Raw genomic sequence first — 15,393 nt, 5'->3', positions numbered from 1 at the left:
AAAATACAAAAGCCGCTGCAAGGCAGCGGCCAGAGTTCGGAACAGCACAAATGTGCCGCAAACCTTGCCAGAGCAAGGCTGCCCGAGGCCCTGAAGCCTCAAGCATAGACGCCTTAGCGAATGGTCAGGGCTTCCAGTTTGCCGCTGTTACCAAACACGTAAATCATGTCACCGACCACCAGCGGACGCGCCCGAAGGCCATCACTGTCAACGCGGGTACGGCCCACGAAACGACCATCGACCTGGCTCAGCAGGTGCAGATAGCCTTCCATGTCACCGACCGCCACGTAGCTGGAGAAGACTTCCGGTGCCGACAATTGACGGCGAGCCAGAGCATCATTGCTCCACAGTGAGGTGGTCGAACGCTCGTCAACGCCTTCTACAGTGCCCGACGCCAGGCTGACGTAGACGCTGCCAAAGCCTTGAGCGACACCTGAATAGCTGGAAGCATCGCGTTGCCAGAGCACGCGACCCGATTCCATTTCAAGCGCAGCCATACGGCCCTGGTAGCTGGCGACATACAGTGTACCGCCAGACATCAGCAGGCCACCGTCGATATCGACAATGCGTTCAAGCTCGGAGCGACCTTGCGGGATGGCAACACGTTGCTCCCACACAGGTACGCCGTTGCGCGTATCAAGGGCAACCACTTTACCGGTCGACAGACCGGCAATGGCCAGGTGATTGGTCACCAGTGGTGCGCCCGTGCCACGCAAGGTCAGCACGCCCGGCGTGCTGTCATACGTCCAACGCTGATTGCCGGTGGAAGCATCCAGGCCGATCAGGCGATCGTCCTGGGTCTGTACCACAACGATATCGCCGTTGGTCGCAGGAGGTGCAAGCACTTCGCTGTTGACGCGAGAGCGCCATTTTTCTTCGCCGGTGCTGGAATCCAGGGCAACCACGTCACCTTGCAAGGTGCCGAGCATGACCAGGCCATAGCCCAGGCCAACTGCGCCAGAAACAGGCAGTTCGAGGTCTTTTTTCCACTCAACGTCGCCGTTCATGCGGTCCAGAGACATCACAACACCCGTTACGTCTGCGGCGTAGATGTTGTTACCTTCAACCGCTGGAACCAGCATGTTGTAGGTTTTGCCCTGACCGTCACCGATCGAGCGGCTCCACTGCTTTTGCAGCACGACTTCTTCTTTGAAGTCGGTCAGCTCGGCCGGTGGCAGTTCTTTTTTGCTGTTGCTGCTGCAACCCGCGGCCAAAACGACCAGAGCCAGCAATGCCGCATGTTTCCAACGCATCACGTCACGCATCCCCTTTGGCCAGGTCATCGAGCTTGATTTGTAAGCCACCTACCGCTGCTTCGTCCGACAAGGCGGCCTTGGCTTTTTCGTAGGCTGCACGTGCGTCGTCGGCACGGCCCTGCTGCACCAGCAAGTCGCCCTTGAGCTCTTCGCGGCTGGCCAGGAATGCTTTGTCCGAATCACCTTCAAGCAGTTTCAGGGCATCATCGACCTTGCCCTGCGCCGCCAGAACCTGGGCCAGACGCTGACGCGCCACTTCAGCCAGGGTGGCATTGGCCGGTTTGTCGACAATGGCTTTCAGCTCTGCGGCCGCGTCATCGAGTTTGCCGTTGTCCACTGCGACCTTGGCCACGAACAGACCGCCAAATTGCGCATAGGCAGAACCTGCGTATTCGCTTTTCAACTTGTTGGCCAAATCAGCCACACGGGCCACATCGGGCTGACCGTCAGGCGTGAGTGTGGTCTCTAGCAACTGTTGGTAGAGAATCGACGCACCCTGCGACTGATTCGTCTGATACTTGTGCCAAAACTGCCAGCCGAACACCACCACCAGCGCCAGCATGCCGCCAGTGACCAGGGGTTTGCCGTTACGCTGCCACCAGTCTTTCAACTCGCCCAGCTGATCATCATCGTTACTCGACACCCCAACACTCCTTAATTCGATAAATCGGCTGTTTTACAGCTTCAACCCTGCACGACGCAGGTGGCCAGGTGCTCGGAAAGAGCATCCCAGGCAATCGTTTGTTGTTCGCCCTGGCCACGCAGGGGTTTTAAACCTACCACTTGCTGGGCCAATTCGTCGTCACCCAGGATCAGCGCGTACAGTGCGCCGCTCTTGTCAGCCTTTTTGAACTGGCTTTTGAAACTGCCTGCACCGGCATTGATCTGCAAGCGCAGGTTCGGTAGCTGATCGCGAACACGTTCGCTCAAAGTCAGGGCAGCCAACTCGGCAGCCTCACCGAAAGCACACAGGTAGACATCGACCTGACGCGCGATTTCTTCCGGGATCTGTTCAAGGGTTTCGAGCAGCAGAATCAAGCGCTCGATGCCCATGGCGAAACCGACACCCGTAGTAGGCTTGCCGCCCATTTGCTCGACCAGACCGTCATAACGGCCGCCAGCACAGACGGTGCCCTGGGCGCCCAGTTTGTCGGTAACCCATTCGAATACGGTTTTGCTGTAGTAATCCAGGCCACGAACCAGTTTTGGATTGATGGTGTAGGGAATGCCCGCGGCATCGAGGCGCGCCTTGAGGCCCTCGAAATGCACACGGGATTCTTCGTCCAGATAGTCAACCAGCTTCGGCGCGTCGACCAGAACAGCTTGAGTATCGGCATTTTTGGTGTCGAGGACGCGCAGCGGATTGGATTTCAAACGACGCTGGCTGTCTTCGTCAAGCTCGCTCAGGCGCGAGGACAAGTATTCGACCAGAGCAGCACGGTAGCGCCCACGGGCTTCGCTGGTGCCCAGGCTGTTAAGTTCGAGCTTGACCGCATCGCGGATACCCAGCTCGCCCCACAGGCGCCAGGTCAGCACGATCAGTTCGGCATCGATGTCCGGCCCATCAAGGTTGAACACCTCGACACCAATTTGATGAAACTGGCGATAGCGCCCTTTTTGCGGACGCTCGTGGCGGAACATCGGACCGATGTACCACAACTTTTGTACCTGGCCGCCGCCGGTGATGCCGTGCTCAAGCACTGCACGCACGCACGCCGCAGTACCTTCAGGGCGCAAGGTCAGCGAATCGCCGTTGCGGTCCTCGAAGGTGTACATCTCTTTTTCGACGATGTCGGTCACTTCACCGATAGAGCGTTTGAACAGCTCGGTGAACTCAACGATTGGCATACGGATTTGCTTGTAACCGTAGTTATCCAGCAAACGCGAAACCTTGCCCTCAAAGTAACGCCACAGAGGCGTCTGCTCCGGCAGGATGTCGTTCATGCCACGAATGGCTTGCAATGACTTGCTCACAATAAATCCTTTATTCGTCTGGTTAGCCGCGCGCGATAACTGCAGCGTCAGCTTCGACCTTTTCGGCCGCCCTCTGCCGGATCAGTCTTTCGAGCTGGTCCACCAGATTGTCATTCGTCAGTTTCTGCGACGGCTTGCCGTCAATGTAAATCAGGTTGGGTGTACCACCGGTGAGCCCCACATGGGCTTCCTTGGCTTCGCCAGGACCGTTGACCACACAACCGATCACCGCCACATCCAGCGGCACCAGCAAGTCTTCAAGACGAACTTCAAGTTCGTTCATGGTTTTCACCACATCGAAGTTCTGCCGAGAGCAGCTTGGGCACGCAATGAAGTTGATGCCACGCGAGCGCAGGTGCAGGGACTTGAGGATGTCGTAGCCGACTTTTACTTCCTCTACCGGGTCTGCCGCCAACGAGATACGGATGGTATCGCCAATGCCTTCGGCGAGCAGCATACCTAGGCCCACGGCAGATTTCACTGTGCCTGAACGCAAACCACCGGCTTCGGTGATCCCCAGGTGCAGCGGTTGAACGATTTCCTTGGCCAGAAGACGGTAGGCCTCAACAGCCATGAACACGTCGGAAGCCTTAACGCTGACCTTGAAGTCCTTGAAGTTCAGACGTTCAAGGTGCTCGACATGGCGCAGAGCCGACTCGACCAGAGCAGCAGGTGTCGGCTCGCCATATTTCTTTTGCAGGTCTTTTTCGAGCGACCCCGCGTTGACGCCGATACGGATCGGAATACCGCGATCCCGTGCCGCATCAACTACCGCACGCACACGGTCTTCACGACCGATGTTGCCCGGGTTGATCCGCAGGCAATCCACACCCAGTTCCGCGACGCGCAGGGCGATCCGGTAATCGAAGTGGATGTCGGCAACCAATGGCACCTTGACCAACTGCTTGATCCGGCCAAAAGCTTCAGCAGCGTCCATATCCGGTACGGAAATCCGTACGATATCAACGCCTGCTGCCTCCAGGCGGTTGATTTGGGCTACGGTTGCAGCGACATCATTGGTGTCACTGTTGGTCATGCTCTGTACAGCGATAGGGGCGTCGCCACCTACGGGTACATTGCCGACCCAGATTTTGCGCGATTCGCGACGTTTGATTGGTGATTCGCCGTGCATGACTTATTGACCTAACTTCAGGCGAGCAGTCTCGCCACTGGTGAAAGGAGCCACATCCACAGACTGACCGTTGTAGGTCACCTGTGCGCCACGGGCAAAGCCCAGGCGCAGGGTCAGTGGAGGCTTGCCGCTCACTTCTAGATTTTCGCCTTTGCGCTTCAGGCCACCGAACAGCACTTTACCCGTAGCGTCGGTTACTTGCGTCCAGCAATCAGCGGTGTATTGCACGGCCACTTTGCCAGCACCCGCGACCGGAGCCACTGTGGCCGCCGGTGGCGTGGCTACAGGTGCGACAGCCGGGGCAACTGCAGGAGCGACAACAGAAGGTGCAGGCACCGGGGCTGCCACAACGGGCGCCGCTGCTGGCGCTTGAGCCGCCGCAGGCAGTGCCAATGCAATGCTTGCCGCCTGCTCTGGAGCAGACTCGGTTACAACCGGAGTTTCACCTTCAGCCTTCGCCTCGGCGACGGCCTGATCTTCAGGCTCGTCAAGCGGATGGATGCGGGTTGTGCCGTCTGCACCTTCAACTTCAACGTGTTCCGGGGTCAGGCCAATCAAGTCCTTGGCACGCATGGACGTTTGATCCTGCCACCAGATAAAACCGCCACCGATCACGGCAATCAGCAACAACAGGCTGACGATACGCAAAATGGTATGGGACACCCGCACTGGCTCTTCTATACGGCCCAGGCTGTGCACGTTGCTGCCGTTGGCATCAGTGCCGGTATACAGGTCAAATTCACGTACCAGGCTGGCCTGATCCATGCCCAGCAATTTGGCATAGGTCCGGATATAGCCGCGAGCAAAGGTATGCCCTGGCAGCTTGTCGAAAGCGCCCGTCTCAAGGTTGCTCAGGGAGCTGGCCGTGAGGTTGAGTTTCAAGGCGACTTCAGCCAGCGTCCAGCCATTGTTTTCACGGGCCTGACGCAGGGTCTCACCGGGATTGACACGAGTCGCTGCTAGAACTTCGGGTTGCGCCGCTTTCATCATTGCTCCGACAGGTATTGCTGATATTCCGGCGTGCCGGGATAGAGTCGTTTTAGTTGCTGGCCATGGTTGGCAGTTGGGGTGCGGTCGTCGAAAACACTCGCCAGTCGCGCACCGAGCAATAGACTACGTGCATTTTGCCCGCTAAGCAGGCTAAAACGATCGTAAAAGTCACGTGCTGATACATATTGCTTGTCTTGGTATGACATCTGAGCCATTTCGAGTAGCGCGCGCGGTTGCCGAGGGTTCAGGCGCAGGGCTTTTTCAAGCTCCTGGCGGCCTCTCTCACGCTGCCCCAACTCAAGCGACGTTATACCCAGGTTCTCGAAAATACGGGAACGCTCAGGATAAAGGTCATCAGCCGCAGCCTTTTGAAACTGGACACTGGCTTCCTGATAGCGCTGACGTTCAAACAGGAAACTGCCGTAATTATTGAGGATTCGCGCATCACCAGGCCGTCCGTTCAATGCGGTACGAAATGACTTCTCGGCCAGCTCGAACTCCATTTCGGACTGAAACACCAATGCCAGTGCGGCGTTGGTGTCCGGGTCCGTCTTGTCGAGTTCCAGGGCTTTGCGCAAAGGAACTTTGGCCTGCTCGACCATGCCCTGCTGCAGATAACCCAGGCCCAGTTGAACATAAGCCTGACGCGCCTCGTTACGCCCTTTGTCGCCAGTCATCGAGGTTGAATCGCCCGATGAAACGCAGCCAGCCAAAAAGCCGACCAAAACGACAGAGAGCGCGGCGCGCAGGATCATGGATGTCCTCTCTCAGGGCGCGGACGAAGCGCTTTGCGCCGAATCGGCATCGGCGCTGAGCTCACGTGCCGCAATCAGGCGCGAGCTGCGGCGCGTGCGGTCATTGACCTGCCCCACCAGTTGGCCGCATGCCGCGTCGATGTCTTCACCACGGGTGGTGCGCACAGTCACGTTATAGCCAGCTTGCTGCAACAGCTCCTGGAAACGGCGAATGGCGTTGTTGCTTGGACGCTCATAACCGGAATGCGGGAACGGGTTGAACGGGATCAGGTTGATCTTGCACGGCGTGTCTTTTAATAGCTCGATCATTTCGCGAGCGTGATCGACGTGGTCGTTCACGTCCTTGAGCAAGGTGTACTCAACGGTCAGCACGCGCTTTTCACCCAGGGTCGCCATGTAGCGACGGCAGGAATCAAGCAGCATGGCCAGCGGGTACTTCTTGTTGATCGGCACCAATTGACTGCGCAATGCGTCATTGGGTGCATGCAGCGACAACGCCAGGGAGACGTCGATGTGCTTGGCCAGCTCATCGATCATCGGCACCACGCCCGAGGTGGACAGTGTCACCCGGCGCTTGGAGATGCCATAGCCCAGATCATCCATCATCAGATGCATGGCGGCGATAACGTTGTCGAAGTTCAGCAGCGGCTCACCCATGCCCATCATCACCACGTTGGTGATGGCACGGTCGATGGTTGCCGGGACGCTGCCAAAGGATTTGTTGGCAATCCACACCTGCCCAATGACTTCGGCGGCGGTGAGGTTGCTGTTGAAGCCTTGCTTGCCGGTGGAGCAGAAACTGCAATCCAGGGCACAGCCAGCCTGGGACGAAACGCACAATGTGCCACGCTTGCCCGAGGGAATATAAACGGTCTCGACGCAGCTGCCGGACTCTACACGTACCACCCACTTGCGGGTGCCGTCGGTAGAAATGTCCTCGCTGACGACTTCAGGTCCACGAACCTCAGCAATGGCCTTGAGCTTGTCGCGCAAGGCCTTGCTGACGTTAGTCATGGCGTCGAAATCATCGACGCCAAAGTGGTGAATCCACTTCATGACCTGACCGGCACGGAAACGCTTCTCCCCGATTGAGTCGAAGAATTTCTCCATTTCCGGCTGAGTCAGTCCCAGCAGGTTGGTTTTGCCAGTCGTTGCAATCATGTCTTCACCCTCACTCACAAGCTAATACTTAGCGAGTGGTTACTTCAGTAGCTGCGAAAAAGTACGAGATTTCACGAGCTGCAGCCGCTTCAGAGTCGGAACCGTGAACAGCGTTAGCGTCGATGGATTCAGCGAAATCAGCACGGATAGTGCCGGCAGCTGCTTCTTTAGGGTTGGTAGCGCCCATCAGTTCGCGGTTCAGAGCGATAGCGTTTTCGCCTTCCAGAACCTGAACAACAACCGGACCGGAGATCATGAAAGCAACCAGGTCGCCGAAGAAGCCACGAGCGCTGTGCTCAGCGTAGAAGCCTTCAGCTTCGGCTTTGGACAGTTGCTTCAGTTTGGAAGCTACAACCTTCAGGCCGGCTTTTTCAAAACGAGTGGTGATCTCGCCGATAACGTTTTTTGCAACAGCGTCAGGCTTGATGATGGAGAAAGTGCGTTGAACAGCCATGGTGTAACTCCAGAAACAGTGATTTAAGCGAAAAATTAAACCCGCGAATTATACGCGGGTTCTTGGGTATTTCATAATTACGTCGATTACAAGCTTAGTCGGCTTCTTCGATCCACAAACCCTGAATGGCTTCGAGGACCTTCTCACCGCCACGATCAGGGATATCGTCGAACTCAGGCAGCGCCATGACCAGATTGCGCAGCGTGACGAAATTCACCGAAAGCGGATCGACGTCCGGGTGAGCTTCAGCCAGCTGAATCGCGATTTCCTGCACATCAACCCATTTAAGGCTCATGACAACCCCTTATCAGTGCGGCGCTTCGGCAGCATGGTTAAGCGAATACTTTGGAATCTCGACAGTGATGTCCTCGGTGCCGACGCGAGCCTGACAGCTCAGGCGCGAAGTGGCTTCCAGACCCCAAGCCCTGTCAAGGTAGTCCTCTTCCAGCTCGTCAGCTTCGTTCAGCGAGTCAAAGCCCTCGCGAATCACGCAGTGACACGTGGTGCAGGCGCAAACGCCACCGCAGGCACTTTCGATTTCGATGTGATTGTCGTGAGCCACTTCGAGAATGGTCTTGCCGGTCTCAGCCTCTACAACCATACCGTCCGGGCAATGCTCGGCGTGTGGCAGAAAAATGATCTGCGGCATCAGTTATTCCTCGATTTCATTCAGGTTGCGACCCGCCAGGGCGGCCTTGACGGTCAAGTCCATGCGGCGGGCAGCAAAGGCATCGGTCACTTGCGACAAACGCTTGGTCTGCTGCTCAATGGCGTAACCATCGGTGCCTTTCAATAATTCGGATAATTCCTGCATTTGCAGTTCGATGACCATGCGCTCTTCAGCATCCAGCAGGCGCTCACCATCGACTTCAAGGGCCGCTTGTACAGCCTCGATCAGACGCTGGGCATCCACCTGCTGCTCACGCAATACGCGAGCGACCTTGTCGTCGCTGGCGTACTGGAACGAATCCTTGAGCATTTTGGCGATTTCACCGTCGGTCAGACCGTATGACGGCTTGACCTGGATATTGGCTTCAACGCCCGAACCCAGCTCACGCGCCGTCACACTCAGCAAACCATCGGCATCCACCTGGAAGGTCACGCGAATTTTCGCAGCACCGGCAACCATCGGCGGGATACCGCGCAACTCAAAGCGTGCAAGAGAACGGCAATCGCTGATCAGCTCGCGCTCGCCCTGCAGCACATGAACCATCATGGCCGTCTGGCCGTCTTTATAGGTGGTGAAGTCCTGAGCACGGGCCACCGGAATCGTGGTGTTGCGCGGGATGACCTTCTCCATCAGCCCACCCATGGTCTCAAGCCCCAGAGACAACGGAATCACGTCAAGCAGTAGCAGTTCGCCACCGTCACGCTTGTTGCCTGCCAGGGTATCAGCCTGAATCGCCGCACCAATGGCGACCACTTGATCAGGGTCGATATCGGTCAACGGCTGGCGGCCGAACATCTCGGCAACGGCCTCGCGCACACGGGGCACGCGGGTAGAACCACCCACCATGACCACTGCCTGGACGTCTTCAATTTCGATATTGGCGTCGCGCACGGCACGGCGGCAAGCCTTCAGGCTGCGCGCAACCATGGGCTCGATCATTGCGTTAAAGGCTTCACGGGTCAGCTCTGAGTGCCAGTCACCGAAGGCAACGGCCACAGAGGACGCATCGGTCAGCGCTTCTTTGGCGGCACAGGCTGCCTGCAACAAGGTGCGCTGCGTGCCCGGATCGAGATCAGCAGACAAACCGGCCTGTTCTACCATCCAGCTGGCAATTGCATGATCGAAGTCATCGCCGCCCAGCGCACTGTCGCCGCCGGTAGCCAAGACTTCAAACACACCGCCGGTCAGGCGCAGGATCGAGATATCGAACGTGCCCCCGCCCAGATCATAGATAGCCACCACACCTTCAGCCGACTGGTCCAGACCATAGGCCACGGCAGCCGCTGTCGGCTCGTTGAGCAAACGCAAGACATTCAGACCGGCCAACTTGGCAGCGTCTTTGGTGGCCTGACGCTGGGCATCATCGAAATAGGCCGGAACGGTAATCACCGCACCTACCAACTCGCCACCCAGGGTCTTTTCAGCGCGCTCACGCAGCACTTTCAGGATTTCAGCAGACACTTCAACCGGGCTTTTCGGGCCTTGCACAGTGTCGATAAACGGCATGTGCGACTCACCACCTACAAAGTGGTAAGGCAGCTGCTCACCCAATTGCTTGACGTCGGAAAGACCACGACCCATCAAGCGCTTGACCGACAGCACGGTATTGAAAGGATCGCTGGAAGCCGCCAGACGCGCCGACTCACCCACCTCGACGCGATCAGCGTGATAGCGCACGGCAGACGGCAAAATAACGTTGCCATTTGCGTCAGCCAAAGGCTCGGAAAGGCCGCTGCGCAATGCAGCAACCAGCGAATTGGTAGTGCCCAAGTCAATCCCCACAGCCAGACGTCGCTGGTGCGGTTGAGGACTTTGGCCGGGTTCGGCGATCTGCAGTAGGGCCATCGTAATCAGGACTTATCTGTAATCAGGCGTGCAATCAGGGAAGCACGGAGTTAATCGTCGAGGCGCTCTTCTAACTGGCGCACTTCGTAGTTGAGCTTGTCGAGGAACTGCATGCGCCGCATCAGGCGCTCGGCCTGCTCGCGTTGCGCAGCATCATCCCAACAAGCAGCGAAGCTGTCGTTCAATTCGTTCTGAGCGACTTTCAGTCGACGCTTGAATGCTGCAATACCGGCCATATCGGCGCTGTCGTGCAAATCTTCAAGTTCTTCGCGCCACTGCATCTGCTGCATCAGAAACTCGGGATCGTGCACCGTGACTTCCAGCGGCAATTCGCCACCCTGTAGCGCGAGCAGGTAACGCGCACGCTTGGGAGGGTTTTTGAGCGTCTGGTAAGCCTCATTGAGGCTGGCAGACTGCTCCAGCGCCAGACGCTGCTCGCGCTCGGAAGCATCGGCAAATCGATCCGGGTGAACACCGCGCGCCAACTCTCGATAACGCACAGCCAGCTGATCGAGATCCAGATTGAAACTCGGCTGCAGCTCAAACAAAGCAAAATGACAAGGAGTACCCACGACTAGCCTCAGATGTTGAAGCTTTCGCCGCAGCCACATTCACCGCGCACGTTAGGGTTATTGAACTTGAAGCCTTCGTTCAGGCCTTCCTTGACGAAATCCAGTTCGGTGCCGTCAAGGTAGGTCAGGCTTTTTGGATCAATGATCACTTTTTCGCCATGGGTTTCGAAGACCTGGTCTTCTTCACCCACTTCGTCGACAAACTCCAGCACATAGGCAAGACCGGAACAGCCTGTTGTGCGAACACCCAGACGAATCCCCTCACCTTTGCCGCGCCCGTCAAGGGAGCGGCGAATGTGTCGAGCAGCCGCTTCTGTCATGCTGATAGCCATCGTGACTCCTTACCTTTTGCCAGTTTCTTCACCCCGCCTGCGCCATTAACAGGCACACGCAGCGAGGATCAGATCAAACCTTTCTTCTGCTTGTAATCGCGAACAGCTGCCTTGATGGCGTCTTCAGCGAGTACCGAGCAGTGAATTTTTACCGGCGGCAAAGCCAGTTCTTCAGCCAGCTGAGTGTTCTTGATGGTCTCTGCTTCATCCAGAGTCTTGCCTTTCATCCACTCGGTAGCCAGGGAGCTGGAAGCGATTGCCGAACCACAACCATAGGTCTTGAACTTGGCATCTTCAATAATGCCCTGCTCGTTGACCTTGATCTGCAAACGCATCACGTCGCCGCATGCTGGAGCGCCGACCATGCCAGTGCCGACATCCGGGTCTTCCGCGTTCATCTTGCCGACGTTGCGCGGGTTCTCGTAGTGGTCAATGACCTTTTCGCTGTAAGCCATGGTACTAATCCTCACTCATCAGAGAGTCGCTCTTGAGACGCTGTAAATGCTGCTGTTCGCTGCGCTTACAGCGTCTACTTTACGGCGACTTAAATTGTTAGTGCGCCGCCCATTCGATTTTCGAAATGTCGATGCCGTCTTTGTACATGTCCCACAGCGGCGACAGTGCGCGCAGCTTGGTAACAGCCTCGCAAACCTTCTGCGCGGCGTAATCGATTTCTTCTTCGGTGGTGAAACGACCGAACGTGAAACGAATCGAGCTGTGTGCCAACTCGTCATTGCGGCCCAGGGCACGCAATACGTAGGACGGCTCAAGGGAAGCGGAGGTACAGGCCGAACCGGACGACACAGCCAGATCCTTGAGCGCCATGATCAGCGACTCGCCTTCAACGTAGTTGAAGCTCAGGTTCAGGTTGTGAGGTACGCGATGGACCATGCTGCCGTTGACGTACAGCTCTTCAAGGTGTTCAACCTGCTTGAAGAAACGGTCGCTCAACGCCTTGATACGGACGTTTTCGGCCGCCATTTCTTCTTTGGCGATCTGGAACGCTTCGCCCATGCCCACGATCTGGTGGGTGGCCAGGGTGCCCGAACGCATGCCACGCTCGTGACCGCCGCCGTGCATGGCAGCTTCGATACGGACCCGAGGTTTGCGGCTTACGTACAGCGCGCCAATGCCTTTAGGGCCGTAGGTTTTGTGTGCCGAGAACGACATCATGTCGACTTTGAGCTTGGCCAGGTCGATTTCAACCTTGCCGGTAGACTGTGCAGCATCAACATGGAACAACACGCCGCGCGAGCGAGTCAGCTCACCAATGGCAGCGATGTCGTTGATGGTGCCGATTTCGTTGTTCACGTGCATGATCGAAACCAGAATGGTGTCGTCGCGCATGGCCGCTTCAACCATGGCTGGCGTGACCAGACCATCTGTACCCGGCTCGATGTAGGTCACTTCAAAGCCTTCACGCTCCAGCTGACGCATGGTGTCGAGAACGGCCTTGTGTTCAATCTTGTCGGTGATCAGGTGCTTGCCTTTGGTGGCATAGAAATGCGCAGCACCCTTGATTGCCAGGTTGTTGGCCTCAGTCGCACCAGAGGTCCAGACAATTTCACGGGGGTCGGCATTGACCAGATCAGCAACCTGACGACGACCGTTCTCTACCGCTTCTTCAGCTTTCCAGCCAAATACGTGGGAACGCGACGCCGGGTTACCGAAGTTCCCGTCAACCAGCAGGCAGTCGCTCATTTTTTGAGCAACGCGCGGATCAACCGGGGTAGTGGCTGAGTAATCGAGGTAAATTGGCAACTTCATGGACTATCTCCTAAATCAGGCTGGCTGGCGCACCGTCGTTTTTAAGCAATCACTCGACGGCGGACGCTTCGATCTTATCCAGGTGCGGCGCCTTGCCATTACAGCGGCGCTGATCCTGACGCTGGGCTACCTCTTGTACCTCACGGCGAGTGACAAGATCAGCCAAGCTGATACCACTGAGAAAATCGTGTATTTGCAAGCTGAGGTCGCACCACAGGTGGTGGGTCAGGCAGGTATCGCCGGCATGGCAATCGCCAAGCCCCTGGCAACGCGTTGCGTCGACCGACTCGTTCACGGCATCAATTACCTGAGCCACTTGAATGCTTTGCATCTCGCGCGACAGCTGATAGCCGCCACCCGGGCCACGCACACTGGAAACCAGGCTGCTGCGGCGCAATTTGGCAAACAGTTGCTCAAGGTAGGAAAGAGAAATGCCTTGGCGCTCGGAAATATCGGCCAGGGACACGGGCCCGTGCTGTGCGTGCAACGCCAAATCGAGCATCGCAGTTACGGCGTAACGGCCTTTTGTAGTCAGTCTCATGGACAGGTACCACGGAATTCGGAATGGGGCGAGTATGCTATTCCCGACTATTTAAGTCAACTATTAGACCTAGTACTTTAGTCGGGATTACCCGCAAAAGAGCGCGCGCATTGTAGCAGGGTATGCGGCGTAATGGCACACGACACGTCGTCCTGCGGGAGCGGGCTTGCTCGCAACGGCATCGATGCCATGTTTCAAGCAAACCCCTGTGATGCCATCGCGAGCAAGCCCGCCCCCCACCCGTCATTCAGCCCACAACCCTCACACCGCCTTGCTTTCGTCCTTGTCTTTTACACAGGCAAAGTCTTCTTCGCGCAGCTCAGGCAGATCTTTCGCACAGTAAGGACTACCCAGATCTTTCAGAGCACCGCACATGCCATCCAGCTTGCCGTCGACCGCCTGCAAGTGATCCAGCAACTGAGCAATGGCACGGGCAACCGGGTCGGGCATGTCTTCACTGACGCCGTAGGCATCAAAACCGATCTTCTCGGCCATCGCTTTGCGCTTGGCCTCGGCCTCATCGTCACTTTTGACAATAATGCGCCCCGGAATACCCACCACCGTCGCCCCCGGCGGCACCGCCTTGGTCACCACCGCATTGGAACCGACCTTGGCACCCGCCCCGACAGTGAACGGCCCGAGCACCTTGGCACCCGCCCCGACCACAACACCATCTTCCAGCGTCGGGTGGCGCTTGCCCTTGTTCCAGCTTGTGCCACCCAGGGTCACACCCTGGTACAGGGTCACGTCATCACCGATTTCCGCGGTTTCCCCAATCACAATACCCATGCCGTGATCGATGAAAAAACGACGCCCTACCTTGGCCCCCGGGTGGATTTCAATCCCGGTCAGCCAGCGCCCGAAATTCGACACCAAACGGGCCAGCCACTTCCAGCCGGCCTGCCACAACAGCGCCGACAAACGGTGAATCCAGATCGCATGCATCCCCGGATAGCACGTCAGCACCTCGAAAGCGTTACGCGCCGCGGGATCACGATGAAACACACTTTGGATATCTTCACGCAGACGCTCAAACATCATTAATCCTTGCGCTTGAGCAGCTCGCCACGGGCTGCTTTCTGGGTTTCGGTGAGAATGCCGCGCAGAATGTTCATCTCTGCACGACTGACCGCACTGCGCCCGTAGAGCCGACGCAGGCGCGCCATCAGGTGGCGCGGCTTTTCGGGGTCCATAAATTCAATGGCCACCAGGGTTTGCTCCAGGTGCTCGTAAAAGCGCTCCAGCTCATCCATGGTCGCCAACTCGCCACTTTTGGTGGACGCCACTTCCTCTTTCTCGATCTTGCTCGGCTGCCCCTGGCTCGCGAGCCAGGCCATGCGGATTTCGTAGCTCAATACCTGCACGGCCGCGCCCAGGTTCAGAGAACTGAACTCAGGGTCGGACGGGATATGCACGTGAAAGTGGCAGCGCTGCAACTCTTCATTGGTCAGGCCGGAGTCTTCACGACCAAACACCAACGCAATCTCAGCACCTTGAGCCGCCTCCTCGACCACTTTCTGCCCACACTCGCGCGGGTCCAGCAGCGGCCAGGGGATACGGCGATCACGGGCACTGGTACCCAGCACCAGATTGCAGCCCACCAAGGCATCTTCAAGGGTCGCGACTACTTGAGCATTTTCGAGAATGTCACCCGCACCTGACGCCCGCGCATCGGCTTCATGGTGAGGAAACAACCTTGGCTCCACCAGAACCAGCCGCGACAACCCCATGTTTTTCATGGCACGCGCAGCACCGCCGATGTTCCCGGGATGGCTGGTATTGACCAGAACGACACGAATATTAGGCAACAAAGGAAGCGCTCACAGACCAGCAAAAGGGAGCAAATCTTACCTAAGCAAAACGCCATAAGCTACGAAAGCTAACGCAAACCTTCATCTGCCAAAGTTTTCTGATAGAATATTCGGCTTTCTTTAACAACCTTAG

The 15,393-nt window shown here is 57.1% G+C and carries 18 protein-coding genes; all 18 read right to left on the bottom strand.

Annotated elements, in window-relative coordinates; genetic code table 11:
* Positions 1–113: 113 nt before the first annotated feature.
* Positions 114–1,265 (bottom strand): outer membrane protein assembly factor BamB, encoded by a 1,152-nt coding sequence (gene bamB, locus AACY07_RS04280; RefSeq protein ID WP_133075948.1) that lies wholly within the window; start codon positions 1,263–1,265, stop codon positions 114–116.
* Positions 1,258–1,899, bottom strand: coding sequence for a tetratricopeptide repeat protein (locus tag AACY07_RS04275; protein ID WP_133075949.1), 642 nt, complete (start codon positions 1,897–1,899; stop codon positions 1,258–1,260). Before AACY07_RS04275 ends, bamB begins: the two co-directional genes overlap by 8 nt.
* 41 nt (positions 1,900–1,940) lie before the next feature.
* The gene (gene hisS / locus AACY07_RS04270) at positions 1,941–3,230 is read right to left on the bottom strand and encodes a histidine--tRNA ligase (RefSeq protein WP_219260863.1); all 1,290 of its coding nucleotides are present in this window, start codon (positions 3,228–3,230) and stop codon (positions 1,941–1,943) included.
* A gap of 22 nt (positions 3,231–3,252) precedes the next feature.
* Positions 3,253–4,362, bottom strand: coding sequence for a flavodoxin-dependent (E)-4-hydroxy-3-methylbut-2-enyl-diphosphate synthase (ispG, locus tag AACY07_RS04265; RefSeq protein ID WP_019823663.1), 1,110 nt, complete (start codon positions 4,360–4,362; stop codon positions 3,253–3,255).
* Between the two features lie 3 nt (positions 4,363–4,365).
* Positions 4,366–5,349, bottom strand: a complete 984-nt coding sequence (locus AACY07_RS04260; protein WP_133075951.1) for a RodZ domain-containing protein — start codon at positions 5,347–5,349, stop codon at positions 4,366–4,368.
* A complete protein-coding gene (gene pilW, locus AACY07_RS04255; protein WP_339473579.1) occupies positions 5,349–6,107 on the bottom strand; it encodes a type IV pilus biogenesis/stability protein PilW in 759 nt (252 codons plus the stop codon). Before pilW ends, AACY07_RS04260 begins: the two co-directional genes overlap by 1 nt.
* A gap of 12 nt (positions 6,108–6,119) precedes the next feature.
* Positions 6,120–7,268, bottom strand: a complete 1,149-nt coding sequence (gene rlmN, locus AACY07_RS04250) for a 23S rRNA (adenine(2503)-C(2))-methyltransferase RlmN (protein ID WP_339473576.1) — start codon at positions 7,266–7,268, stop codon at positions 6,120–6,122.
* A gap of 28 nt (positions 7,269–7,296) precedes the next feature.
* A complete protein-coding gene (gene ndk / locus AACY07_RS04245; RefSeq protein WP_003443361.1) occupies positions 7,297–7,722 on the bottom strand; it encodes a nucleoside-diphosphate kinase in 426 nt (141 codons plus the stop codon).
* A 94-nt stretch (positions 7,723–7,816) separates the two neighbouring features.
* Positions 7,817–8,017, bottom strand: coding sequence for a Fe-S cluster assembly protein IscX (gene iscX / locus AACY07_RS04240; protein ID WP_016779607.1), 201 nt, complete (start codon positions 8,015–8,017; stop codon positions 7,817–7,819).
* 12 nt (positions 8,018–8,029) lie between these two features.
* Complete coding sequence (gene fdx / locus AACY07_RS04235; RefSeq protein ID WP_003443365.1) at positions 8,030–8,371, bottom strand: ISC system 2Fe-2S type ferredoxin; 342 nt, start codon at positions 8,369–8,371, stop codon at positions 8,030–8,032.
* Between the two features lie 3 nt (positions 8,372–8,374).
* Positions 8,375–10,237, bottom strand: a complete 1,863-nt coding sequence (hscA, locus tag AACY07_RS04230) for a Fe-S protein assembly chaperone HscA (RefSeq protein ID WP_326398423.1) — start codon at positions 10,235–10,237, stop codon at positions 8,375–8,377.
* Between the two features lie 50 nt (positions 10,238–10,287).
* A complete protein-coding gene (gene hscB, locus AACY07_RS04225; RefSeq protein ID WP_133075955.1) occupies positions 10,288–10,809 on the bottom strand; it encodes a co-chaperone HscB in 522 nt (173 codons plus the stop codon).
* Positions 10,810–10,817: 8 nt separating this feature from the next.
* On the bottom strand, positions 10,818–11,141 hold the full coding sequence (iscA, locus tag AACY07_RS04220) for an iron-sulfur cluster assembly protein IscA (protein WP_016779604.1): 324 nt from the start codon (positions 11,139–11,141) through the stop codon (positions 10,818–10,820).
* Between the two features lie 68 nt (positions 11,142–11,209).
* The gene (gene iscU, locus AACY07_RS04215; protein WP_007929523.1) at positions 11,210–11,596 is read right to left on the bottom strand and encodes a Fe-S cluster assembly scaffold IscU; all 387 of its coding nucleotides are present in this window, start codon (positions 11,594–11,596) and stop codon (positions 11,210–11,212) included.
* A gap of 97 nt (positions 11,597–11,693) precedes the next feature.
* Positions 11,694–12,908 (bottom strand): IscS subfamily cysteine desulfurase, encoded by a 1,215-nt coding sequence (locus tag AACY07_RS04210; protein ID WP_133075956.1) that lies wholly within the window; start codon positions 12,906–12,908, stop codon positions 11,694–11,696.
* Between the two features lie 49 nt (positions 12,909–12,957).
* On the bottom strand, positions 12,958–13,449 hold the full coding sequence (iscR, locus tag AACY07_RS04205; protein WP_019823686.1) for a Fe-S cluster assembly transcriptional regulator IscR: 492 nt from the start codon (positions 13,447–13,449) through the stop codon (positions 12,958–12,960).
* A gap of 261 nt (positions 13,450–13,710) precedes the next feature.
* A complete protein-coding gene (cysE, locus tag AACY07_RS04200) occupies positions 13,711–14,487 on the bottom strand; it encodes a serine O-acetyltransferase (RefSeq protein ID WP_133075958.1) in 777 nt (258 codons plus the stop codon).
* Between the two features lie 2 nt (positions 14,488–14,489).
* Positions 14,490–15,260, bottom strand: coding sequence for a tRNA (cytosine(32)/uridine(32)-2'-O)-methyltransferase TrmJ (gene trmJ / locus AACY07_RS04195; RefSeq protein WP_019823690.1), 771 nt, complete (start codon positions 15,258–15,260; stop codon positions 14,490–14,492).
* Between the last annotated feature and the right edge of the window lie 133 nt (positions 15,261–15,393).

It is taken from the genome of Pseudomonas sp. RL_5y_Pfl2_69 (assembly GCF_963970465.1).
In the GTDB taxonomy this organism is placed as follows: Bacteria; Pseudomonadota; Gammaproteobacteria; order Pseudomonadales; family Pseudomonadaceae; genus Aquipseudomonas.
The sequence above is the reverse complement of the archived record's forward strand: the minus strand, read 5'-3'. Positions and strand labels throughout refer to the sequence as shown.